The 22,216-nt window shown below is 68.1% G+C and carries 19 protein-coding genes; 13 read left to right on the top strand and 6 right to left on the bottom strand.

From position 1 onward, the window contains the following. Positions 1 to 238: 238 nt before the first annotated feature. Positions 239 to 1,483 carry an HNH endonuclease signature motif containing protein gene (locus M4D77_RS13515; RefSeq protein WP_259936414.1) on the top strand — a complete coding sequence of 415 codons (1,245 nt, stop codon included), beginning with the start codon at positions 239 to 241 and terminating at the stop codon, positions 1,481 to 1,483. A gap of 143 nt (positions 1,484 to 1,626) precedes the next feature. On the opposite strand, the gene M4D77_RS13510 is transcribed toward M4D77_RS13515, so the two are convergent. After that, on the bottom strand, positions 1,627 to 2,595 hold the full coding sequence (locus M4D77_RS13510) for a cation diffusion facilitator family transporter (protein WP_259936413.1): 969 nt from the start codon (positions 2,593 to 2,595) through the stop codon (positions 1,627 to 1,629). Between the two features lie 81 nt (positions 2,596 to 2,676). Here M4D77_RS13510 and M4D77_RS13505 point away from each other — a divergent pair, with 81 nt between their 5' ends. The 3 genes from M4D77_RS13505 (at position 2,677) to M4D77_RS13495 (ending at position 5,378) form a co-directional block, all read left to right on the top strand. Then, positions 2,677 to 3,102 carry an ankyrin repeat domain-containing protein gene (locus tag M4D77_RS13505; protein ID WP_259936412.1) on the top strand — a complete coding sequence of 142 codons (426 nt, stop codon included), beginning with the start codon at positions 2,677 to 2,679 and terminating at the stop codon, positions 3,100 to 3,102. Positions 3,103 to 3,168: 66 nt separating this feature from the next. Then, complete coding sequence (gene serS, locus M4D77_RS13500) at positions 3,169 to 4,428, top strand: serine--tRNA ligase (protein ID WP_259936411.1); 1,260 nt, start codon at positions 3,169 to 3,171, stop codon at positions 4,426 to 4,428. A gap of 14 nt (positions 4,429 to 4,442) precedes the next feature. Beyond that, positions 4,443 to 5,378, top strand: a complete 936-nt coding sequence (locus M4D77_RS13495) for an EamA/RhaT family transporter (RefSeq protein WP_259936410.1) — start codon at positions 4,443 to 4,445, stop codon at positions 5,376 to 5,378. A 105-nt stretch (positions 5,379 to 5,483) separates the two neighbouring features. Here the strand turns inward: M4D77_RS13495 and M4D77_RS13490 are convergent, their stop codons facing one another. Beyond that, complete coding sequence (locus tag M4D77_RS13490; protein ID WP_259936409.1) at positions 5,484 to 7,202, bottom strand: HNH endonuclease signature motif containing protein; 1,719 nt, start codon at positions 7,200 to 7,202, stop codon at positions 5,484 to 5,486. Between the two features lie 263 nt (positions 7,203 to 7,465). Next, entirely contained in the window at positions 7,466 to 8,041 is a 576-nt protein-coding gene (locus tag M4D77_RS13485; RefSeq protein WP_259936408.1) for a TetR/AcrR family transcriptional regulator, read from the bottom strand. Between the two features lie 73 nt (positions 8,042 to 8,114). Between M4D77_RS13485 and M4D77_RS13480 the strand changes: the two genes are divergently transcribed. From M4D77_RS13480 to M4D77_RS13460, 5 genes are all read left to right on the top strand, one after another. Then, on the top strand, positions 8,115 to 8,534 hold the full coding sequence (locus M4D77_RS13480; protein ID WP_259936407.1) for a VOC family protein: 420 nt from the start codon (positions 8,115 to 8,117) through the stop codon (positions 8,532 to 8,534). A gap of 140 nt (positions 8,535 to 8,674) precedes the next feature. Beyond that, positions 8,675 to 10,192: a GMC family oxidoreductase gene (locus M4D77_RS13475; protein ID WP_259936406.1), complete on the top strand. Its 1,518-nt coding sequence runs from the start codon at positions 8,675 to 8,677 to the stop codon at positions 10,190 to 10,192. An 84-nt stretch (positions 10,193 to 10,276) separates the two neighbouring features. After that, positions 10,277 to 11,164, top strand: a complete 888-nt coding sequence (locus M4D77_RS13470; RefSeq protein WP_259936405.1) for a DMT family transporter — start codon at positions 10,277 to 10,279, stop codon at positions 11,162 to 11,164. A 104-nt stretch (positions 11,165 to 11,268) separates the two neighbouring features. After that, entirely contained in the window at positions 11,269 to 12,522 is a 1,254-nt protein-coding gene (locus M4D77_RS13465) for a lipase family protein (RefSeq protein ID WP_259936404.1), read from the top strand. A gap of 43 nt (positions 12,523 to 12,565) precedes the next feature. Then, positions 12,566 to 13,075 carry a GNAT family N-acetyltransferase gene (locus M4D77_RS13460; protein WP_259936403.1) on the top strand — a complete coding sequence of 170 codons (510 nt, stop codon included), beginning with the start codon at positions 12,566 to 12,568 and terminating at the stop codon, positions 13,073 to 13,075. 71 nt (positions 13,076 to 13,146) lie between these two features. Here M4D77_RS13460 and M4D77_RS13455 read toward each other — a convergent pair whose 3' ends face one another. Then, positions 13,147 to 13,359: a hypothetical protein gene (locus M4D77_RS13455; protein ID WP_058250921.1), complete on the bottom strand. Its 213-nt coding sequence runs from the start codon at positions 13,357 to 13,359 to the stop codon at positions 13,147 to 13,149. 302 nt (positions 13,360 to 13,661) lie between these two features. On the opposite strand from M4D77_RS13455, the gene M4D77_RS13450 reads away from it, so the two are divergent. Further along, positions 13,662 to 15,986: a molybdopterin oxidoreductase family protein gene (locus tag M4D77_RS13450; protein ID WP_259936415.1), complete on the top strand. Its 2,325-nt coding sequence runs from the start codon at positions 13,662 to 13,664 to the stop codon at positions 15,984 to 15,986. Between the two features lie 47 nt (positions 15,987 to 16,033). Here the strand turns inward: M4D77_RS13450 and M4D77_RS13445 are convergent, their stop codons facing one another. After that, positions 16,034 to 17,638: a Rieske 2Fe-2S domain-containing protein gene (locus tag M4D77_RS13445; RefSeq protein WP_259936402.1), complete on the bottom strand. Its 1,605-nt coding sequence runs from the start codon at positions 17,636 to 17,638 to the stop codon at positions 16,034 to 16,036. Between the two features lie 214 nt (positions 17,639 to 17,852). Here M4D77_RS13445 and M4D77_RS13440 point away from each other — a divergent pair, with 214 nt between their 5' ends. Genes M4D77_RS13440 through M4D77_RS13430 form a run of 3 tightly spaced genes read left to right on the top strand, consistent with a single transcriptional unit; the run spans position 17,853 to position 20,313 of the window. Beyond that, positions 17,853 to 18,623, top strand: a complete 771-nt coding sequence (locus tag M4D77_RS13440; protein WP_259936401.1) for a 1-acyl-sn-glycerol-3-phosphate acyltransferase — start codon at positions 17,853 to 17,855, stop codon at positions 18,621 to 18,623. Positions 18,624 to 18,661: 38 nt separating this feature from the next. Beyond that, complete coding sequence (locus tag M4D77_RS13435) at positions 18,662 to 19,474, top strand: 1-acyl-sn-glycerol-3-phosphate acyltransferase (RefSeq protein ID WP_171011621.1); 813 nt, start codon at positions 18,662 to 18,664, stop codon at positions 19,472 to 19,474. Beyond that, positions 19,474 to 20,313 carry a Cof-type HAD-IIB family hydrolase gene (locus M4D77_RS13430; protein WP_065631260.1) on the top strand — a complete coding sequence of 280 codons (840 nt, stop codon included), beginning with the start codon at positions 19,474 to 19,476 and terminating at the stop codon, positions 20,311 to 20,313. The genes M4D77_RS13435 and M4D77_RS13430 overlap by 1 nt, the downstream gene beginning before the upstream one ends. Before the next feature lie 28 nt (positions 20,314 to 20,341). On the opposite strand, the gene M4D77_RS13425 is transcribed toward M4D77_RS13430, so the two are convergent. Next, positions 20,342 to 22,075: an N-acetylmuramoyl-L-alanine amidase gene (locus tag M4D77_RS13425; protein ID WP_065631259.1), complete on the bottom strand. Its 1,734-nt coding sequence runs from the start codon at positions 22,073 to 22,075 to the stop codon at positions 20,342 to 20,344. Between the last annotated feature and the right edge of the window lie 141 nt (positions 22,076 to 22,216).

Below are 22,216 nucleotides of genomic sequence, written 5' to 3'. Positions count from 1 at the left end.
CTGAGGGGCGTCCGGAGCTTGCGGAGGGCGCGTCACGAAGGGTCCGGCGTCCGAGGCGGTGCCCCCCGGGTGTACCCGTCCGACGTCTGTGACTGGTGGGGTTTCTGTTCACCACAGTCCACCACGGTTCACCGCTGGGGCACGAGTGACAGCGACTGCTGTGCAACAGGATTCGATGACAATGAGGGCTGTGGAGAAATCTCGTCGTCGAACGTGATTTTGCGAGTAGCTTGGTGTCATGCCCTCGATCACCGAACTCCGCGACACCCTCACCGTCCTGCAACCACCGCCCGACGACGGCAGTGGTCGTGCCCTGCACGAGCGGCTCGACGAGCTACGGATGCTGCGCAACGTGCTCGACCACCAGATCGCGTTTCACACAGCATTTTTCGACGCCACGAGTGCGGCAGCGCGGGCGGGGTCGACCACACGGAACGCACTGATCGAGATGGGCATGCCACCCGCGGCCGCGTACCGCTATGTGCGGATCGCCGGCGGGCTGGAGTCGGTGCCGAAGGTCGCCGACTGTGCTGCCGAGGGCTATCTGTCTGCCGAGTGTGTCGACGCGGTGATCCGTGGAATCACTCTGGTGAACAAGCGATCCGCGTCACCGCTGTCCGACGACGAGCGCAGCGGATATGAGAGCGAGTTGCTTGCGCAGGCATTCTCCGGCGCCACCCCGACCGAGATCGACGACCACGCCCGCGGGATCGCCCAGCGGGTCGCCGACACCGACCCCAGCACCGTGCCGGCGGCCGATGACGCGTCGCTGAACACCGTGCACACCCACATCACCGAGGAGGGTCGGGTCGCGATCACCGCAGATGTGACCGCGGTGATCGGGGAGAAGTTCGTGTCCATGATCGACGAACGGTCCTGTCCGCGTCCCGAACCCGACGGCGCCGCCGATCGTCGAGGTGCGGCCGAGCGCCGCGCCGATGGGCTGGAGCTGTTGTTGGATCAAGCCGCGATAGGCGCGGCGATGACCACCGCCGGCGCACCACGCACCCAACTCCTGGTGACCATCCCCGCCGACGGGACTGATTCAGCGCGACTGCCCTGGGTCGGGGCGGTCTCGGAGTCGACGACGCGGCGGCTGTCGTGTGATGGTGGGGTGGCGGAGATCGTGCTCGACGACGAGGGCGTGCCGCTACAAATGGGAACCACGAAACGCCTGTTCCCGCACCATCTGCGGCAGGCGATCATCGTGCGCGACCAGTGTTGCGTGAAATGCGGTGCCCCCGCAGCGCATACCCAGGTACACCACCTCGTGCACTGGGCCGATGGTGGTCCCACCGATCTCGACAACGGGTGCCTACTCTGCCAGCGCTGTCACACCCAGGTGCACCACCACGGCTGGCAAGTGGTGATGGGTCCCGACCGGCACCCGTGGCTGATCCCACCCGCCGACATCGACCCGCGACGCCTACCCCGGCCGGCCTACAACCGACGCACCATGCGGCTCGACGACGCTCCCGTCTAGACAGTCCACAGACCAGACCCTCCGGCGTCGACCCGGCGCCACACGACCTTTGACAACTCCACAGTGTGAAACGGAATCACCGGGATCTCGTAGCAAGGACACGGCCTATGGCGCGCCTTTGCGCTACGAGATCCCGGAGAGGATCAGGGTGCGTCGGGCACGAGGTCCGCGTCGCCGGGGGCGGAGAGGGTGAGTACCGCCTCCGTGATTCGCGGGTCGCGCTCCAGCTCGTTCTCGAGTCGCCGGAGAGCGACGGCCACCGAGGACTCGGCGTCGTCACCTTCGAAATCGACTGCGGCGACGAGGAACAGCTGAACGGGCCCGGTGTACTCGACGTGCAGGTAGGTGACGCGCTCGATGTTGCTGTGCGCGAGCAGGTCCCGGAGGACGCGCTGCTGGACGGCGTCGTCGACCGCCTGCCCGAGCAGGAACCGCCTGTTCTGGTTGATCAGGACGATGGCGACGACCCCGAGGAGCACGCCCACCAGGATCGACCCGATCGCGTCGTAGGTGGCCGACCCGGTGATCTGGTGCAGGAGCACTCCGACGAAGGCGATGGCCAGACCGATGAGCGCGGCCGCGTCCTCGGCGAAGACGGCACGGAGAGTCGGGTCGGAGGTGCGGAAGACCTGTCGTAGCAGACCGATCCGACGCTTGACCGCGCCGCGCTTCGCCTGTTGATACGACCGCACGAACGAGATGCCCTCGAGTACCGCGGCGATCGCCAGGACCGCATAGGCGATGCCGTAATCCGTCGCCGGCTCCGGTGACAGCAGTTCGGTGATGCCGTGCTGCACCGACACCGCGGCTCCGACCGCGAACAACCCGAACGCCGCGAACATCGACCAGATGTACGCCTCACGTCCGTAGCCCTGCGGATGACGGGCATCCCGGGGCCGATGGGCACGTCGTTCCGCGATCAGCAGCAGGATCTCGTTCCCGGTGTCGGCCCACGAGTGGGCCGCTTCGGCGACGAGCGACGCGGAGCCGGTGACCATCGCGGCGCCGGTCTTGGCGACGGCGATCAAGAGGTTCGACACGAACGCGATGACGACCGTCACGAAACTCTCGCCGGGTCCGCCGGATTCGTGCTGCGCGTCGGAAGGAGTCACTGCGCCGAGTCTCCCACACGATGCGGTGCCCGCGGCCTCACCCAGATCGAGGGAGTGTCGGCCGCGCCTACACTCGCGGGAGTGGCAACCCATTCCGACGATGCATCCGAGGCCGGGCCCGGCATCGACGCCCCGGGCCCCGAGGTCGTCGAACTGGCCACCCGACTCTTCGACATGGCGCGGTCCGGTGCCACCGACACGCTCGCCGGTTACCTCGACGCCGGCGTCCCGGCCGATCTGCGTAACCAGTCCGGTGACTCGCTCCTCATGCTCGCGGCGTACCACGGCCACGCGTCGACGGTGTCGGCCCTCCTCGACCGCGGCGCCGACGCCGACCTCGCCAACGACAAAGGGCAGACGCCGTTGGCGGGCGCGGTGTTCAGGGGTTTCGACGACGTGGTGCAGGCGCTCGTCGACGCCGGGGCGGACCCGCACGTGGCGACTCCGGCTGCCGATGCCGCGGCAGCGATGTTCGGCCGTGAGGACCTGCGTCGGCTGTGGAGCTGAGACCTCCCCGGGGACCGCGGCGGCGTGATCGGGTTCGCATCGCGCTCTCAAGTAGGGTTTGAAGTCGTGATCGACCTGAAGACTGTTCGCGACAACCCCGACCTCGTCCGCACCTCACAGCGCTCTCGCGGTGAGGACCCGGGCCTGGTGGACGCGCTGCTCGCCGCCGACGCCGAGCGCCGGGCGGCAATCGTCGAGGCGGACGCGTTGCGATCCGAGCAGAAAGCTCTCGGCAAGCAGGTCGGTAAGGCACAGGGCGACGACAAGCAGGCGCTGCTGGCCAAGGGCAAAGAACTCGCCGAGCAGGTCAAGGCCGCGGTGGCGCGCCAGTCCGAGGCCGATGCGGCCGCGGCGAAGGCCCATCGGGCCATCTCCAACATCGTCGCCGATGGGGCGCCCGCCGGCGGTGAGGACGACTACGTGGTCCTCGAGCACGTCGGCGAGCCCCGTGACATCGAGAACCCGAAGGACCACCTCGAGCTCGGTGAGTCGCTCGGACTGCTCGACATGGAGCGCGGCGCCAAGGTGTCGGGGTCGAGGTTCTACTTCCTCACCGGCCAGGGTGCGCAGCTCCAGCTCGCACTGCTGAACATGGCCGCGGCGAAGGCCACCGCGAACGGGTTCACCCTGATGATCCCGCCGGTGCTCGTCCGGCCGGAGGTCATGGAGGGAACCGGGTTCCTCGGCGCCCATGCCGACGAGGTCTACCACCTCGACAAGGACGACGACCTGTACCTGGTCGGCACGTCGGAGGTGCCGCTAGCGGGGTACCACATGGACGAGATCCTCGACCTGTCCGACGGTCCGAAGCGTTATGCCGGCTGGTCGACATGCTTCCGTCGTGAGGCGGGCAGTTACGGCAAGGACACCCGCGGCATCATCCGCGTCCACCAGTTCGACAAGGTCGAGGGCTTCGTCTACTGCCGGCCCGAGGACGCCGAGGCCGAGCACCAGCGCCTGCTGGGCTGGGAGAAGGACATGCTCGCCGCCATCGACGTGCCGTACCGCGTGATCGATGTCGCGGGCGGCGATCTCGGCTCGTCGGCTTCGCGCAAGTACGACTGCGAGGCCTGGGTGCCGACGCAGGGCACCTACCGCGAGTTGACCTCGACGTCGAACTGCACCACGTTCCAGGCACGACGCCTCTCGATCCGCTACCGCGACGAGAACGGCAAACCGCAGACCGCCGCGACGCTCAACGGAACACTGGCGACCACCCGATGGCTGGTCGCGATCCTCGAGAACCACCAGCAACCCGACGGTTCGGTCCGGCTGCCCGCCGAACTCGCGAAGTTCGTGGGCGCCGACGTGCTCACCCCGCGTTGAGCTGAGCTCGTGTCATGACCGCCGGCATCGTGATCGCGGTGATCGGTTCGCTGGCGTTCGCCGCCGCCGCGGTGCTGCAGGCGCTGGGCGCCGAGAAGGTCGCGCAGCGCGCGGCGATCCGTGAGGAGCGCCGTAGGTCCGCCGCCGCGCATCCGTCGTTGCGCTCCACGGCGGCCACGATGCTCACGGTGCCGTTTCTCGTCGGATTCGTCTTCGACATCATCGGTTTCGTCGCGACCATCGCGTCGGCACGGCTGATCCCGCTCTTTCTGTCGCAGACGATCATCTCCGCACGGCTCGTGGCCACCGCGCTGCTGGCGATGGTGGTCCTGAAAGTCGGCCTGACGCTGCGGGATTGGATCTCCGGGGCGGTGATCGTGCTGTCGTTGGTGCTGCTCGCGCTCTCGGCGGGTCGCGAAGGTGTGGAGCACGATGCGTGGATGCACTGGGCGGTACTCGTTGCCGGACCGGCTCTGATCGCGCTGGGCGTGATCGTGATGCGCCGCTTGCGTAAGCACATCGCGGCGGTGACCGGTCTCATCGCCGGGGCCGTCTTCGGTGTGATGGCGGTGGCCTCTCGCATCCTGGACGGTCTCGACCCACTCGATCTGTCGGTGTTGTTCACCGACCCCGCGCTGTATGCGTTGCTGCTCAGCGGGATCGGCGGTTTCTACCTGTTCACCGTGGCGCTGCAGACCGGCTCGGTCAACGGCGCGGCCGCCGCGCTGGTCGTCGGTCAGACGGTCCTGCCCGGGGCGGTCGGCATCGCGTTCCTCGGCGACGTCACGCGTGCCGGATGGGGTCCGGTCGCGATCGTGGCCTTCATCGGCGCAGTTCTCGGCGGCGTCGTGTTGGCGTCGTCGGGTGCCGTCACCGCGGTCGAGACGGCCGATGCGACGAATGCGCCTCGTGGGTACGGCCATCCGCCGCGCGAGGTCGAACGGCGGTGAGGAGCTGACCAGGCACGCGCCGGATGTGGCTCACGCGCTCGATGACTAGGTCGGCCCGTCACCGATGGTCGGCGAGTATGCGTGCGAGTGCTGCTTCGACCGGGGTCAGCGGTGGGCTGGTGTGGTGCTCCGGCGGAGTTCGCGGATGGACGAGTACTCGGTAGGTGAGTTCGAGACGGAGGCCGCGGTCGCCGTAGCTGACGGCGTCGGGGTGCGACTGGTCGCCGGGCCCCCTGCTCCCTGAGGAGTGCCCGGAGCTTGCGGAGGGCACGTCAGCCCTGCTCCCTGAGGAGTGCCCGGAGCTTGCGGAGGCGCGTCACGAAGGGTCCGACGACCAAGGCTGCGAAACCCTCGTGTTGGTGGTCCGTGGATCTCGTCGCGTATGTCGCGTAGGTGTTCTGCGAACCGCCGGGGTATGTCGGGTCGGCGGTTGATGTGTTCGGGGTTGGGCGGCGCGCCGGGTTCGGCGTTGAGTCGCCAGGCGCAGCGGCCTTCGTCGGGTCCGGACCGGACCACCCGGGTGGTGAATTGGCCGGGCTGGTCACCAACCATCCGGTTATGACGGGGACAGGCCGGGGCGAGGTCGTCGATGTCGGTGAGACCACCCTTGGCCCAATCCTTCTGTGCGTGATGCATGTCGACGTGGGTGGCGGGCTGGTCGCAGCCGGGTGCCGAGCACACTTCCCCGTCGGGGCGGGCGAAGGAGACGAGGCGTTGTTCGCGGGTGGCGAGGCGTCTGCCGCGGCCGAAGTGCAGGGGGACGGTGGTGTGATCTTTGAATATTGCCAGCCAGGGTTGCGCGTCGGCGGCCAACCGGATGACGTCTTTGATGGGGAGCAGGGTTCCGGTGGCGGTGGTGGCGAGTCCGGCTTCGCGGATGAGGTCGCCGAGGTCGGCTTTGATGATCAGTTGCACGGGCAGGCCGCGGTGCGACGTCCCGAGTGTCCCGTCTGAAAAGCCGGCGGCGAGTGCGGCGTCGAGGGCGTCGTGATTGGTCTGGGCGAGGGTGCGGCCGTCGCGGTCGGCCGCGAGCGCGAGGGCGTCGGGGTCGGCGGTGCCGGCGGGTCCGCTGGGTGAGGCGGGGTCGTCGGGGTTGTTGAGTCCGGGTTTGCCCCACACGGCGAACATCATGGTGAGCCGGGCGTTCAGTTCGGGGGTCAGGGTGCCCGATATTTTGGCGGTGCCGTCGGCGCGTTGCCGTCCGATCCACACACCGCGGCGTCGTTTCTGGTCGGTGTCGTCGGCCAGGGTGCCGTCGGGGTCGAGGTGGGCCAACAAGCGCGCCCCGAGTTGGGTGATGTCGGCAGGCGTGTGGGCTTCGGCGATCTCGGCCATCTGCCGCTCGGCAGCGACCTTCACATCGTGCTCGATGGTGCCGGGGATGCGGTCGAGGACATCGAGTGCGGCCTGCACGTGCGCGGTACCGACCGCGCCTTGTTCGAAAGCCTGGGCGAGGCAGGGGTATTCGGGTGGCAGGAGTTCGCCACCGAGACTGGTCCGGCGGGCGGTGGCGTCCATCTGCTTACGGCGGCGCATCGGGTTCGACACCCGCAGCCGGTGGGTCATGAACTGCATCAGGGTGCGGCAGCCCGCTTTGCGAGGCAGATCACGAGTCTCGACCTGATCGATCTGCCGGTCACCGGCAACGGTCAGACGTGCGATGGCGCGTTCGGTGGCAGAGGCGACTTCAATCAGTTCTTCGTCGGTGCACGAGGACAAGTCGACGGTCTGTAGTTCGTCGAGGTTCGCGTGTAGTTCGGCGACGAGTTCGGCCGCGCGAGACACGGGCGCGCCGTGGTCGGCGAGTGGTGTGGTGCTGGGCATGACGGTCACCTCCCCCGAGAACCCGTGCTGCGAATGTACGTTCGAGTGTACACCAATACGGACGCATCGCAAGCCAAAAACACTGTTGTGCAACGCTATTCGGTGCCAGAAACTTGTCGGTGCCGTGTGGTACGGGTGCGTAGGACGTGCATTGATCCCATCGATCCTAGTCCGACCGGCGAATCTGTCCGTGGCTCACGGCACGTGCGTTGAGGTTGTGTGCTTGCGTCAATAGTGCTGTGTCGCACTATATTCTGGTCGGTTCACATGATCGCGCCGAGCAGCCGATCCAGTGCGCGGTGGGCGCGTTCGCGTGCGGTGTCGTCGGCGGGATGCCGGGCGAGCCAGACGGCGGCCTCGTTCATCGCACCCGACAACAGCATCGTCATCACATCGACCAACTCGCCGTCGACGCCGACCGCCACGAGGGCCTCGCGCAGATGGGTTGCCGACCCGGCCTCGTCGAGTCGGCGCCACTCGTCCCAGCCGACCACCGCGGGTCCGTCGATCAGCAGGATGCGTATGGCGGGCCCGCTGGTGATGGCGTCGACGAAGGCGTGCGATCCGGCGCTCAACTGACTCGCCGGGTCGGTGCCGGCGGCTTCGGCCGCCGCGACGACCGCATCGGCGACCTGCTGGTGGCAGGCCGCGGCCACCGCCGCGAACAGCGCGCCCTTGTTGCGAAAGTGGTGGTACACGGCGCCGCGGGTGACGCCTGCGGCCTCGGCGACATCGTCGAGGGACACGTCGGAGAATCCACGATCGGCGAACTGGCTGGTGGCGGCGGTGAGGACGGCACGGGCCGTCTCGGCTGCGGCCGCGGCGGAGGCTCTCGGCACGGAAGGTTCCTTTACGTACGTTGCGTATGTATAGTCGGCCATACAAACACATCGTACGTAAAGGAGCTCTGACATGACCGTCACCAGCGTCTACCCGGTTCTCATGTCCACGGACGTGGCCGCGGCCTCAAACTTCTACCAGCGGGTTCTCGGCTTCGAGGTCACCTTCTCCGCGGACTGGTACGTCAGCATGCGCACCGGCGTGTTCGAGCTGGGGCTCGTGGATGCGACTCATCCGACGATCCCCGAGGGCCACCGCCGACCCGCCGCCGGACTGCTGGTCAACATCGAGGTCGACGACGTCGACGTGCTCTACCGGCGTCTCACGGACGAACACGGACTCCGTCCGGTACTCGAGTTGCGCGACGAGGACTTCGGTCAGCGGCATTTCATCGTCGAAGGTCCCGACGGCGTACTCCTCGACTGCATCCAGCCGATCCCCGCGGTCGGTGAGTTCGCCGACGCCTACGTCGCCGACGTGTCGACGAACTGATCTCGTTCACTGATTCCGAATAGGTAGCTCTGCGAACAGTTTCCGGAGACTCTCGAGGTGACGCGCGTTGCCGCTGAGCTCTGTTGTGTTGTCGCGTATCCGAGTATCGTGCACCTCGGACGCCGACCGAGGACTCGCCGATGACCAAAACAGCATCGAGAAGTGCGGATTTCGTTGTGGTCGGCGCCGGATCCGCGGGGTCGATCGTGGCGTCGCGCTTGGCATCTGGCGGTGCCAGTGTCGTCGTGCTCGAGGCCGGTGGGACCGACCGCCGTCCTGACGTCGCGCTGGCCATCGGTCTGGCATCGGTGTACCAGCGGGCGAACTGGCTGTATCCGTGCGCGGCCGACCCGAGCAAAGACGGTTGTGTCGACTCTGTCGCCGCCGGGCGCATCGTGGGTGGAAGTGGGTCGATCAACGCCATGGTGTATGTCCGTGGGCGCGCCGAGGACTACGACCGTTGGGCGGAAAACGGTTGTCCTGGTTGGTCATTCGAGGAGGTTCTGCCGCACTTCCGGGCCATCGAGGACTGGGTCGACGGCCCCGACGAGTATCGCGGACGTGGCGGGCCGATCAGTGTCACCTGGTGTGCGCACCGACATCCGATCGACGACGCGTTCATCGATGCGGCGGCGACAGCCGGGTACACGCGGAATCCCGACCACAACGGCGCGACGCAACTCGGGGTCTCACGCGCGCAGGTGAATCAGAGGCGCGGGCTCAGGTCCTCGTCTGCGCGCGAGTACCTGCACAGATCTGGTCGTTCAGATTCGTTGTCTGTGCGTCGTCGGTCCCAGGCCGTCGAGATCACGTTCGCGGGCTCCCGCGCGACAGGGGTCAGGTGCGCCGACGGCAACTGGTACCGAGCCCAGCAGGAGGTCGTGCTGTGCGCCGGAGCCATCGGCACGCCCGCGCTCCTACTCCGTTCAGGTGTGGGTCCATCCGGATCGGTCGCCCGGGTCCCCGGCGTCGGTCAGAATCTCCAGGACCATCGCGTGGTGACCGAGGCGTGGCGATCGAAGGTACCGACCATCAACAGCCTCGGCCCGGGCGATTTCGTCCGCGCCGTGGCGGATCTGATCGCGCGCGGACGAGGTGCGTTCACCGGTGTGCCTTTCGAGGCGGAGCTTTTCACCGACGACTTCCAGATCGCGATCAGCCCCATGCACTACACGATCGACAAGATCTCTGGACGGACCACACTCGAGCGCACCGACGGATTCAGTGTCTCCACGGTGGTGCTACACCCCAACGGTCGCGGCCGGGTCGGCGTCGTCGGCGGACGGCCCCTGGTGGAGTTCGAACGACTGGCTGACCCGGACGACGTCACGACTCTCGCCCGGGGTGTGTCGCTGTCACGGGCACTTATCCGCGACTCGGCGTCGATGCGAGGCGTCGCGGACGGCCTGATCGGCGATGACAAGCGGCCGGTCGACACCGCCTTCCTCGCATCCGAGGAGATCAGCATCGCCCACGCCGCGGGGACGTGTCGCATGGGCGCCGACGACGGCGCGGTCGTGAGCCCGCGCCTCGAGGTCAGGGACACGCGGGGGCTGCGCATCATCGACGCATCGGTGATGCCGACCCTGCCCTCGGGTAACCCGAACGCGGCGACGATGATGATCGCGCACCGCGCCGTCGACCTCATGTCGGTCTGATACCGGCGTCACCTACGAACCAGTCGCCACGCGAACCATCGTCATCGTCCCGCACGACCGCTCGACGGTGGCTACTGTTCGACCATGCTGATCGGGATCCTCGCGGCGGTGTTCGCGGCGCTGGCGTACGGCACCGCGTCGGTGTTGCAGGCGCGCGGCGCGCAGAGCGTCGAGGACACCGGCGCGCCGGGGGAGGCGCCGTCGCTGCGGTCGACGATCACCGCGATGCTGACGGTGTCGTTTCTCGCGGGCACGGCGCTCGACGGCATCGGATTCCTCGGCAACATGGTCGCCGCCCGCATGATCCCACTGTTCTTGGCGCAACCGATCGTCAGTGCGAACCTCGTGGTGACCGTCGTGCTCGCCACACTGTTCCTGCACGCGCGGTTGTCGGTCCGCGACTGGACGGCCATCGCGGTCGTCGTCATTTCGCTGGTCCTGCTGGGTTTCTCGGCCGGCGACGAGGGTCACGAGCACGAATGGTGGCTGCACTGGGCGGTACTCGTCGTGGGAGCAGCGATCCTGGGACTCGGCGCCGCGATCCTGCCACGGATGCAGAGTCGTGTCGCGGTACTGGCGGGCCTCTCCGCCGGCGTACTGTTCGGGGTCCTCGCGGTCGCGGTGCGCATCCTCGACGGCCTCGACCCCTTCGATCTCGGTGAACTGCTCACCGACCCGGCGCTCTACGCGATCATCCTGTGTGGCCCGGGTGGTTTCTACATGTTCACCGTCGCCCTGCAGAAGGGGGCGGTCAGCGCGGCGTCGGCTGCTCTGGTCGTCGGCGAGACGGTCGTCCCCGGCGTCATCGGCATCCTGGTGCTCGGCGACACCACGCGTGCCGGTTGGGGCGCCGTCGCCGTGATCGCCTTCGTCGCCGCCGTGGCCGGCGCGGTGGTGGTGGCGATGTCGCCGGTGGTCGAGGCGGTCGAGCGGGCCGCCGAGAACCCGGTGCCGGACGCCACCCCCGGCTGACGCCCCCGGGTGTGACCTTCGGGTGTGACATCCGGCCGCGGTCTCGTGCCGAGTCGGAACCGAAAGACCCAGCGGACGCCGCATATCGGGCATGATGACGATCCATGCGGCTTCTCTCCCGCGGCCTCGGAACGCTGACCGCGATCCTCGGGCTGACGACGACCCTGTCCCTCCTCGCGCCCACGGTGTCGGCGGCGCCCGTTCCGGTACCCGCGGCAGCGCCGGCGCAGTTGCCGTCGCAGGACCCGTTCTACGATCCGCCCGCGGGCTACGAATCGCGGTCACCAGGCGCAGCGCTGCGGACGCGTCAGGTCGAGTTGGGTTGGCGCGGAACCAGTATCCCGATCTCGGCCACCCAGATCCTCTACCGGACGACGAACCAGTTCGGCAGGCCGACGGCGACGGTCACCACCGTCATCTCCCCGCCGGGTGCGGCTGCCGGAGCGCCCCGTCGCGTCGTGTCCTACCACTCGTTCTACGACGCCCTCGGCTCGCAGTGCGACCCGTCGTACACGCTGCGCGGCGGTAATGCCGCGGAGGCGCCGATCGACATCACGCTCATCTCCGGGCTCCTTGCCGCCGGTTACACCGTCGCCGCCCCCGACTACGAGGGCCGCGGGCTGCGCTGGACGATGGCGCGCGAATCGGGGTACGCCGCGCTCGACGGCGTCCGTGCCGCACTCGGTCACCTGCGGGCGCCGGCCCGGACGCCGGTCGGACTGTTCGGCTACTCCGGCGGATCGATCCCCACCGGCTTCGGTGCGGAGCTGGCGCCGCGCTACGCGCCGGAGCTGAACATCGTCGGGGCCGCCGCGGGTGGTGTGCTGGTGAACCCGGCGAACAATCTGGGGTACGTCAACGGCAGTCAGAACTGGGCCGGGGTGATCCCGGCGCTGATGGCGGTGTACGCCGAGACCTATGGCATCGACATGCAGTCCTACCTCTCCCCGAAGGGGGAGCAGGTCCTCGGACAGGTCGCGGGGGAGTGCATCGAGGCTTTCGCCGACAAGTACCCGGGTCTGACCGATCACCAGCTCCTCGTGCCGACGGTCGGCGGCCTGCTGGACGTTCCCGGTGTACGACAGGCGATCTCGCAGAATGTGATGGGGACGCTCGGTACTCCGCGCAGCCCCATGATGCTCGGGGTCGGCAACGTCGACGGCACCGGCGACGGTGTGATGATCGCGGCCGATGTCGCGCGCCTCGCCGGCTCGTTCTGCAACCGCGGGGTGCCGACGACGTTCACCGAGTACCGCGGCTCGAACCACACCCGGGCGTTCATCCCGTGGAGCGCCGAAGCGCTCGGCTTCCTCAACAGTCGCTTCTCCGGGCAGCCGGCCGGCGGGTGCGGCCGGTGACTACCGCCGTGGGCGCACATCCTCTTCGATGCATTGGAAACCCGTGAGCAAGTGGACGACCCGCGCCGAGCGTGACGGGGACGCCGACGCGATCCGCGACGTGGTGCTCGCGGCGTTCCCGACCCCCGACGAGGCGCGGATCGTCGATGAGCTGCGGGCCGACAGCGACGCCTGGATCGACGGGCTCTCGATCGTCACGACCGACGCCGACGGCACGATCGTCGGGTACGCGTTGTATTCGCGGTGCCGCGTCGACGCGGAGCCGGCGCTCACGCTCGGACCCTGCGCGGTGTTGCCGTCGTGTCAACGGTCCGGGGCGGGCTCCGCGGCCATCGTTGCGGGTCTCGACGTTGCCCGCGCGCACGGCGAGAATGTGGTGGTGGTGCTCGGCCACGCCGAGTACTACCCGAGATTCGGTTTCGTCCCCGCGTCCCGATTCGGAATCCGCGCGCCGTTCGACGTCCCGGACGAGGCCATGATGGCGTTGGTTCTCGACGATGCGCGCCCCGTGCCGAGCGGGACGATCGTCTATCCGGCTGCGTTCGGGGTCTGAGACGAACTTCGCGCCCCGGGGGACCCGGGGCGCGAAGGGTGGCCGACCTCGTCCTGCCGAGGGGAGGCGGTTCAGTCGGCGTCGGCGGACGGGCTGGCGTTGGTGCCCCCGTCCGAGACCTCGAAGTTCTTCCACTCGCCGTCGTCATGGACCTGCATGACGGTGCCGAGGCTGTCGTCCGGTGCGGCGACGGTCTTGAACCAGTCGTATGCGCCGGTGGCGTCGTCGAACTCCTTCTCCTCGACGACGTTCTCGCTCGAATCGATGACGCGGTACTTGGCCATGATGTTCTCCTCACGGTCGTTGTGTGCGACTCTCGGTCCGACGTCGTGTCCGACCGAGAGCCCTGTTCTCATCGTAGAAATCTGTCCGCGCCCGGAACCCCTGGCCGAGGTCGTCGAGCTCGGATCGTGTCGCGCGCAACGGGTCGGTAACGAGTCGCGAGCGATCGTGCCGCAGGGCTACCCACAATCGCGTCGAAGTAATCGGCCGGCGTCGACATCGCCGTCCACGGACGACGAATGACTCCGGACGCGGTTGGGTACACCCCGACGGTCCGAAGGCGTCGTCACGTCGTAGGGAGGGAATCGTGGCCGATCGCATCGACGACCTCTGGGGCGGACGCACCCCGTACGCGCCGGGTGAACGATGGCCCGTGCGGGTCGATCAACACCTCGCCGACGGGATCGGTCCTGACGAGGTGCAACGATGGGTTCGCTCGGCGTCGGTCCTGCATTCCAACGGCGACGCCCTCGACATCGCGGTGGTCGACGACCGGATCGTCGGCGTCCGCGGCCGGGCCGATGACCGCGTCAACCGCGGTCGCGTCGACGTCAAGGATCTCTACGGTTGGCAGGCCAATTCCTCTCGGGACCGACTGACCCGCCCGCTGATCCGGGAGCACGGACGCCTGGTCGACGCCACGTGGGACGAGGCCATGGAACGGATCGTCGAGCGGTCCCGGTTCTTAATCGACGAGTACGGACCCGCCGCGATCGGTTTCTACACTTCCGGCCAACTCTTTCTCGAGGAGTACTACACGCTCGGGGTCATCGCGCACGGAGCCATCGGCACCGACCACGTGGACGGCAACACCCGGTTGTGCACCGCGACGGCGGCGGAAGCGCTGAAGGCCTCGTTCGCCAGCGACGGTCAGCCCGGGACCTACGCCGACCTCGACCATGCCGACACCATCGCGCTGTTCGGTCACAACATCGCCGAGACCCAGAGCGTCACGTGGATGCGCATCCTCGACCGACTCGCGGGTCCACATCCGCCGGCCATCATCTGCGTCGATCCGCGGACGACGCCGGTGGCCCGGCATGCGACCGTTCATCTGGCGCCGCTGCCCGGTACGAACGTCGCGCTGATGAACGGGCTGCTCCGCGAGATCATCGCCAACGATTGGGTCGACCACGACTACATCGACGCGCACACAGTCGGTTTCGACGACCTGCGCCGGATGGTCGACGACTATCCGCCGGAACGCGTCGCCGAGATCTGCGATGTCGCGGCCGACGATCTCTGTCGCGCTGCACATCTGTTGGGTAGCGCCGAACGACTGGTGTCGACGGTGTTGCAGGGCTTCTACCAATCGCACCAGGCGACCGCCGCGGCGGTTCAGGTCAACAACATCCACCTCATCCGGGGGATGCTCGGGCGGCCCGGGTGCGGACTGCTCCAGATGAACGGCCAGCCCACTGCCGAGAACACCAGGGAGTGCGGGGCCGACGGCGATCTCGCCGGATTCCGCAACTGGGAGAACGACGCTCACGTGCGCGAGCTGGCCCAACTGTGGAACATCGACAAAGACCGGCTACCGCACGACAATCCGCCCACCCACGCGATGGAGATCTTCCGCCTCGCCGAAGAGGGGACGATACGGATGCTGTGGATCAGTGCCACGAATCCCGCCGTGTCGCTGCCGGAGCTGAGGCGAATCCGGGCAATCCTCGACCGGGACGACGTGTTCGTCGTGGCGCAGGACATGTTCCCGACCGAGACGACCGAACTCGCCGACGTCGTCCTCCCGGCCGCCGGATGGGGTGAGAAGACGGGTACGTTCACCAACGCCGACCGCACCGTGCACCTGTCGGAGAAGGCGGTCGAGGCGCCCGGCGAGGCCAGAGCTGACCTCGACATCTTCCTCGACTACGCCCGGCGCATGGACTTCCGTGACCGGGACGGCAAGCCGTTGCCCCCGTGGACGGATGCCGAATCCGCTTTCGATGCGTGGCGTGCGTGCAGCGCGGGTCGGCCGTGCGATTACAGCGGGATGACGTACGAGCTGCTGCGGACCCGCGGTGGTGTGCAATGGCCCTGCACCGCGGACGCTCCCGGCGGCACCGAGCGTCTCTACGCCGACGGCCGGTTCTACAGCGCGGCGGACTACTGCGAGTCGTACGGCAAGGATTTACTCACCGGCGAGCCGCTGCAACCCGACGAGTACCGCGACCTCAACCCGGGGGCGCGGGCGCTGATCAAGGCGGCGCCACACCTGCCACCTCCCGAGAGTCCCAGTGCCGACCACCCTTTCGCGCTGATCACGGGACGAACGGTCTACCACTTCCACACCCGCACCAAGACGGGCCGCGCACCCGAACTCGACGGGGCGGCGCCGGAGGTGTGGGTGGAGGTCAACGCACTCGATGCCGCGCGCAGCGGTGTGCACGACGGCGACCTCGTCGAGATCGCCAGCCCGCGTGGCGCGATCACCGCAACGGTGCGGATCGCCGCCATCCGTCGCGGCGTGCTGTTCGTGCCCTTCCACTACGGGTACTGGGACGCCGACGACGACACCGGGCACCACCGTGCGGCCAACGAGCTGACCATCACCGACTGGGACCCGGCGTCGAAGCAGCCGATCTTCAAGATGGGTGCCGCGTCGATGACGCTCGTGACTGCGAAGTGAGGGATTCGTACCGGAATGCGGTACGAATCCCGCACTCCGCGTGACGGTTACGACTCGAGCTTCGACGCGCGGAGTTCATGCCCCTTCGACGTCAGGCAGCGTCCCGTGGGCAGGTCCCACTGCCATCCGTGCAGATTGCAGGTCAGCTTCTCGCCCTCGATGACACCGAACTTGCCGAGATCGGCCTTGAGGTGCGGGCAGCGCCGCTGGATCTCCCAGCCGTCCTTGGTGATCGACGCCGAGTCGTCGTGTGCTTCGGCGAACCAGCCGTCGGCGTAAGCGATCCGTTCGTCGGTCAGGCACTTGAAGAAGGTGTAGAGGAACTCGTTGTAACCGCCGATCCGCCAGGTGGTGAACCGCGTCGACAGGAAGATGGTGTTGACCCAGTCGGGCTCGTTGTCGCGCAGGACGGTCCGGACCAGCTCGGTGGCGATCCGGAAACCGTAGCGGTACTTGCCCTCTCCCTCCTTGGGCTCGCGCACGATGCGGTTCGGGAAGTCGATCACGACGGTCTCGGTGGCGTCGTTGGCCGGTCCGCCGCCCGGGGTCATCACCAGTCCGACGGGGTAGCCGATGCCGTCGCAGATCAGATCCGACTGCGCCATGATCGGCTCGAACAGCTCGCGGAGTGCGCCGATCAGCGGCTCGCCCTCGGCCGGTGCCCACGTGGCCTTCTCCGCGGCGATGACCGGTGCGAACTTCTCCTTCATCCGCTCGAGGTACGCCCGCTTGTTCTCGCCGAAGACATCGGCGGGCGCGTAGGGGTGGGTGACCTCGTTCAGCGTCGATCCCGAGAAGTTTGCGACCGAACCCGACACCATCATCAGGCCGCGGTGCTTCTCGCCGTCGTCGGTGCCGTGGATGCGCATCTGCTCCAGGAAGGTCTCCTGGTCCGGGAAGATCGACGTGGTGTCCGCGGTCTCGCCGGACCCGAAGTCGTTGAGGTAGAACAGGTCCTCGTCGAGGAACATCGGCGGTCCCGCCGACGGCACCACCCACGTCGCCCCGACCTGCTCGATGTAGGAACGCGCACGGTCCATTCCGCGCTGACGTTTCTGAGAGGCGAAGTTGGCCTTGGACTTCCGCGGGATGTCATAGACCATCGGGTACCAGATCGCGCCGGAGTACTGCAGCAGGTGGACGTCGACGTGCCCGAACGCCTCGTCGACGACGTCGAGGTCGATCGGCCGGGCGTCGTTCATGTTGAAGCAGACCGTCTCGCCGTCGGAGACGATGAGTCCACTGTCGCCGATCGGGCCGTCGGCGGGCGCCCGCAACGCGATGATCATGACGTCCAGCGAACCCTTGTCGGTCGTGACGGTCGTCTTGACCGAGTCGGTGGTCTCCACGAACTTGGAGAACCCGAGCTTCTCCAGTTCGCGGCGCAGGTCCGGCACCGGGTAGTCGGGGAGCAGGACGGTGGCGTCCTTGTTGACGTTCTCGCGCAGGTTCCGCTCGTCGAAGTGGTCGCGGTGCAGGTGCGAGACGTAGAGGTAATCGCAGTCGCCGAGCGTCTTCCAGTCGAGTTCGGAGTTGTCGGGGAAGGGCACCCACGAGGCGAAGTACGTCGGGTTGACCCAGGGGTCGCAGAGGATCGATCCGGCGGTGGTCTGGATATGGAAACCGGCATGACCGATGCTGGTGATCTGCACGAAGGGGCCTTTCATGGTGTGCGCGGGGCTGCGCGGCAGTGCACTACAGATTTCCAGGGTATCGAGCCGTGCCGCGCAGGTGCGTGGGCCATGAGTCCCGCGGGACGCGGGGCGTGAGGAGTCTCACGGGTCCCGCATCGGTGAACGACCGGTCACGGGTACCAGGCTGCCGACGGCGGCGAGGGCTCCGGGGAGAGTGGCTAAGCTCTCTCGCATGGAACCCGTGTACGACACCGTGATCACCGCCGCCCGCCTGTTGTGGCTGGCCGAAGGTCTGAAGTTCAAGGTGTCGGGTGTGGAACACGTACCGGCCGACGGCCCCGGCGTCGTCGCGATCAACCACACCGGCTACCTGGACTTCACCTACGCGGGGATCCCGGCCTTCCTGCAGGGTCGTCGCAAGGTCCGCTTCATGGCGAAGAAGGAGGTCTTCGACAACAAGATCTCCGGTCCGATCATGCGTTCGCTCAAGCACATTCCCGTCGACCGCGCGCAGGGTGCGGACAGCTACCGCAACGCGGTCGAGTATCTCCGGCGCGGCGAGCTCGTCGGGGTCTACCCCGAGGCGACGATCAGCCGGAGCTTCGAGCTGAAGGCCTTCAAGTCCGGTGCCGCCCGCATGGCGATCGAGTCCGGTGCGCCGATCGTCCCCACGGTGATCTGGGGGGCGCAGCGCGTGTGGACCAAGGGGCATCCCAAACAGTTGGGTCGCACCGGGTACAAGATCTCCATCGGCGTCTGCGAGCCCCTCGAGGCCACGGGCAGCGCCGACGCCCTCACGGCCAAGCTGCACGAGGTCATGAGTGCGAAACTCCTCGAACTGCAGGATGCCTACGGCGAGCACCCGAAGGGTGAGTTCTGGGTCCCCGCCCGGCTCGGCGGTTCGGCGCCGACACTCGAGGAGGCCAACCGGATGGACGCCCAGGAGCAGGCCGAACGTGCCGCCAAACGCGAGCCGCGGAAGGACGACCCCGGGGTCGTCTGATCGACTGCCGGCCGGTGAGGCGGCGTTAACCTGGACCCATGAGCGCAGCCAGGCACGGACACCGCGAGCCGGTGTATCGCACCTTGGAGCTCATCGCCAACGGGATCGTCCGGGCGCAGGCTCTCGACCTGCACTTCACCGGCATCGAGAACATCCCCGACTCCGGCGGCGCCGTGCTGTGCGTCAACCACACCGGCTACGTCGACTTCCTGCCGCTCGCGCTCGGGGTGCAGCGGGCCGGACGCCGGACCCGTTTTCTCATCAAGTCCGAGGTCATGGACATCGGGATCATGCGGTTCCTGGTCAACCACACCAAGACCGTCCCGGTGGACCGGTCGCGCGGCGCCGAGGCCTATCGAGCCGCGCTCGGGCGGCTGCGGGACGGCCACATCGTCGCGGTCTATCCGGAGGCGACGATCAGCCGCAGCTTCGAGCTCAAGGAGTTCAAGAGCGGTGCGGCCCGGATGGCCGCCGAGACCGGGGTGCCCATCATCCCGGCGATCGTGTGGGGTGCCCACCGCCAGTGGACGAAGGGCGGACTGCGGAACATCGGCCGGAGCCGGCTGCCGGTGCATGTCCGGTTCGGTCTGCCGTTCACCCCAGCTCCGGGCGAGTCCCCCGAGCGTGAGACCCTGAGGCTCCGCGACACCATGAACTCGATGCTCCTCGAGGTCCAGGACGCCTACGGTCCGCACCCGCCGGGTGAGTTCTGGGTTCCGTCGCGACTGGGCGGTTCGGCACCGACACCTCAGGAAGCCGCGGTGATCGAAGCCGACGAGGCGCTCCGCAAAGCCGAGGCGCGGGCGAGACGAGCCGCCGAGAGATCACGGTCGAGAGAAAGCAGACGCTGATGACATTCGGTCCACCCACACTCATCGCCAGCGACGTGGACGGAACCCTCATCGACGACGAGAACCGGGTCTCCCCGCGCACGCTGGCCGTGCTCGCCGCCGCCCGCGCCGCCGGTACGGAATTCGTGCTGGCCACCGGTCGCCCCCCGCGCTGGATCGCCGAGATCACCGACCAGTTCGCCGGCACCGACGCGTTCGTCCGGTACGCGGTGTGCGCCAACGGCGCCATCATCTACGACGCCGAGCACGACCACGTGCTCTGGTCGGCCAATCTCGAACCCGACGCCCTGGTCAAACTCGGCGAGATCGCCTACCAGCAGATCCCGGGATGCGGCATCGCGGCCGAGCGGGCGGGCCGTTCCGCACACGACGCCGCGACCGCACCGTTCGTCGCGAGCGCCGGCTACGAACACGCATGGCTCAACCCCGACCACGTCGAGGTCGGTGACGACGAGGTGTTCGGCGATCCGGCCGTGAAACTCCTGGTCCGTAAGCCGGGCATGGCCTCCGACGAGATGGCTCGTCGTCTGGAGCCGATGGTCGGCGACCTCGCCCAGGTGACCTTCTCCACCGACAACGGGCTCATCGAGCTGTCCGTACCGGGCACACACAAGGCGTCTGGACTCGCCCGGCTCGCCGAGCTCACCGGACTCCCCGTCGATGCGGTGATCGCGTTCGGCGACATGCCCAATGACGCCGAGATGCTCACCTGGGCGGGCCACGGGGTCGCGATGGGACACGGTCATCCGACCGCACTCGACGCCGCCGACGAGGTCACCGTGGGCAACAATGACGACGGCGTCGCGAAGGTGCTCGAGCGTTGGTTCGCCGGAACCTGATCCGTCCCCGCGAATCGCCGGACCCGGCTCAGGCCGCCGGCGGCACCGGGGCGGGGGCACCCGGTTCGACCGGCGGCGCGGGGGCACCGGGTGCGGCCGGCGGAGGTGCCGGGGCTGCGGGATCGGCGGGCGGCGTCGGTTCGGGTGCCGGCGGGGCGCCGCCGGCGAGCGCCCGGATCGCGGTGAGCGCCGCGTAGCCGTGGACTCCCGGACAGCTGGTGCTGTTGTAGTCGCGGTGCCCGGAGATGACCGGCAGGTTCGACTGCGTGCCCGCCGCGAACTTGGTGCCCGCGAACCCCTCTGAGGTCAGCGTCGCCGTGCCCGCCGGGTTGAGTCCGGCCTTGCCGAGGCGCCAGCGCAGGAACTTGCCGGTCGCCGACACCATCGCCGCGGTCGGCGGCGCCTCCTCGAGGTTGCCGATCATCGACACCCCGAGGGTCTCCTTGTTGAACCCGCCGGTGTGCGTGCCCTCGACATTGCGGTCGAGTCCGCCGAACGCGCCCTCGAAGATCTGGCCGTACTTGTCGATGAGCACGTTGTACCCGATGTCGCACCAGTTCAGGCTGCGTGCGTGATAGGCGTAGATGCCCCGGACGATCTCCGCGGACTGCTGCGGGGTGTAGTCGTTGCTGCCGGCCGTGTGGTGCACGATCGCACCGCGCATCTGCGGCGAGTACACCGGCTGCGAACACCGGATGGACTCGTCGGCGCCCCAGGCCTGGCGGGCCACGACCTGCGGTCCGCCGGTCAGCGGCGACAGCAACGACGAACCCAGGCCGAGCAGGCTCTCGGGGCTGATGAGCGTCGCCTTCAGCGCATTGAGGGCAACCGTGGCCAACTCCGTCACCACCGTGCTCGCGGTGCCGACGGCCAGCTGGGCGAGATCGCCGCCCTGGGTTTCCGCCGCCGGGATCGCGAGGCCGTCCTTGCTCGCGGCGACCTGCACCTCACGTGCGTCGCCCACCCAGACCGGTTCGGTACCGACCGGGTTCTTCGCGCTGGGCGCCTGTCCGCGGGAGATCTGCTCCAGGACCGTCCACGGTCCCCACTTGCCGTCGGGGTTCTTCGCACGCAGCTTGAGGTCGACGTCCACGGGTCGCTCCCAGGTGAACGCCACCATCTTGATCGGCGCCTCGCGCACGATGTGCGTGACCGCCGCCCCGACCTCGCGGCCGTCGGCCATCGTCGGTGTCGCCGGGGTCGTGCTGCTCGGGTTCGATCGGGTCGGGGTCCCCGGTGCCCGGTCACCTCGAGGCGCCGGCTGTTCCCGCGTCGTCGACGGTGCCGACCGCTCGCTGCTGCTGGGCGCCTCGGTCGTCGGGGTGGCGGCGGGTTCGGTTGTCTCCGAGCTGGTTTCCGGCGGCGACGATTCTGCCGAGGGGGATTCCGGCGGCGACGATTCTGCCGATGACTCCCTCGACGGCGATCCCGACGGGGCAGAGGGATCGGTGCTCGACGATGAGCCGGCTCCCGGGACGAGACCCTTCGGCAGCGGGACCGTCAGATCCGGCAGCGGGAACGCGTCCGGATCGATCGGCGGCAGTTCGACCCCCGCCGCGGCGAGGCCGGACGTCGCCACGTCGACGATGGCGGCGGGCAGTTCCCGTAACGGGACCTGCTCGATCTCGGTGTTGGAGACCGTCTGCTTGTTGTCCACCAACTGTGGTTCGGACTGGCTCGCGATCACCACGAACGGGCTCGCGACGACCGCGGCGGCGATCGCGGCGAGCGCGATCGAAGGTTTCGGTCTGGGGTAACGCACTCAGGTCTCCTCGCAGGTTGGTCGGACCGCGGCGCTGGTGCTCCGGGGGTGTGGTCGGGTCCGCTCAGCCGTCGACATCAGCGCAGCCGACGGCGTCGAAGCCACCAGGACTTCGAAGTCGTCGACTGTGCTCGGTACGGC

The organism is Gordonia sp. p3-SID1431, from assembly GCF_025143765.1.
In the GTDB taxonomy this organism is placed as follows: Bacteria; Actinomycetota; Actinomycetes; order Mycobacteriales; family Mycobacteriaceae; genus Gordonia; species Gordonia hongkongensis.
The sequence above is the reverse complement of the archived record's forward strand: the minus strand, read 5'-3'. Positions and strand labels throughout refer to the sequence as shown.

Bases quoted from the DNA above. Each gene is read 5' to 3' on its own strand.
- M4D77_RS13515 (WP_259936414.1), top strand. From the start codon at position 239: ATGCCCTCGATCACCGAACTCCGCGACACCCTCACCGTCCTGCAACCA.
- M4D77_RS13495 (WP_259936410.1), top strand. From the start codon at position 4,443: ATGACCGCCGGCATCGTGATCGCGGTGATCGGTTCGCTGGCGTTCGCC.
- M4D77_RS13490 (WP_259936409.1), bottom strand. From the start codon at position 7,202: ATGCCCAGCACCACACCACTCGCCGACCACGGCGCGCCCGTGTCTCGC.
- M4D77_RS13480 (WP_259936407.1), top strand. From the start codon at position 8,115: ATGACCGTCACCAGCGTCTACCCGGTTCTCATGTCCACGGACGTGGCC.
- M4D77_RS13475 (WP_259936406.1), top strand. From the start codon at position 8,675: ATGACCAAAACAGCATCGAGAAGTGCGGATTTCGTTGTGGTCGGCGCC.
- M4D77_RS13470 (WP_259936405.1), top strand. From the start codon at position 10,277: ATGCTGATCGGGATCCTCGCGGCGGTGTTCGCGGCGCTGGCGTACGGC.
- M4D77_RS13465 (WP_259936404.1), top strand. From the start codon at position 11,269: ATGCGGCTTCTCTCCCGCGGCCTCGGAACGCTGACCGCGATCCTCGGG.
- M4D77_RS13455 (WP_058250921.1), bottom strand. From the start codon at position 13,359: ATGGCCAAGTACCGCGTCATCGATTCGAGCGAGAACGTCGTCGAGGAG.
- M4D77_RS13440 (WP_259936401.1), top strand. From the start codon at position 17,853: ATGGAACCCGTGTACGACACCGTGATCACCGCCGCCCGCCTGTTGTGG.
- M4D77_RS13435 (WP_171011621.1), top strand. From the start codon at position 18,662: ATGAGCGCAGCCAGGCACGGACACCGCGAGCCGGTGTATCGCACCTTG.
- M4D77_RS13430 (WP_065631260.1), top strand. From the start codon at position 19,474: ATGACATTCGGTCCACCCACACTCATCGCCAGCGACGTGGACGGAACC.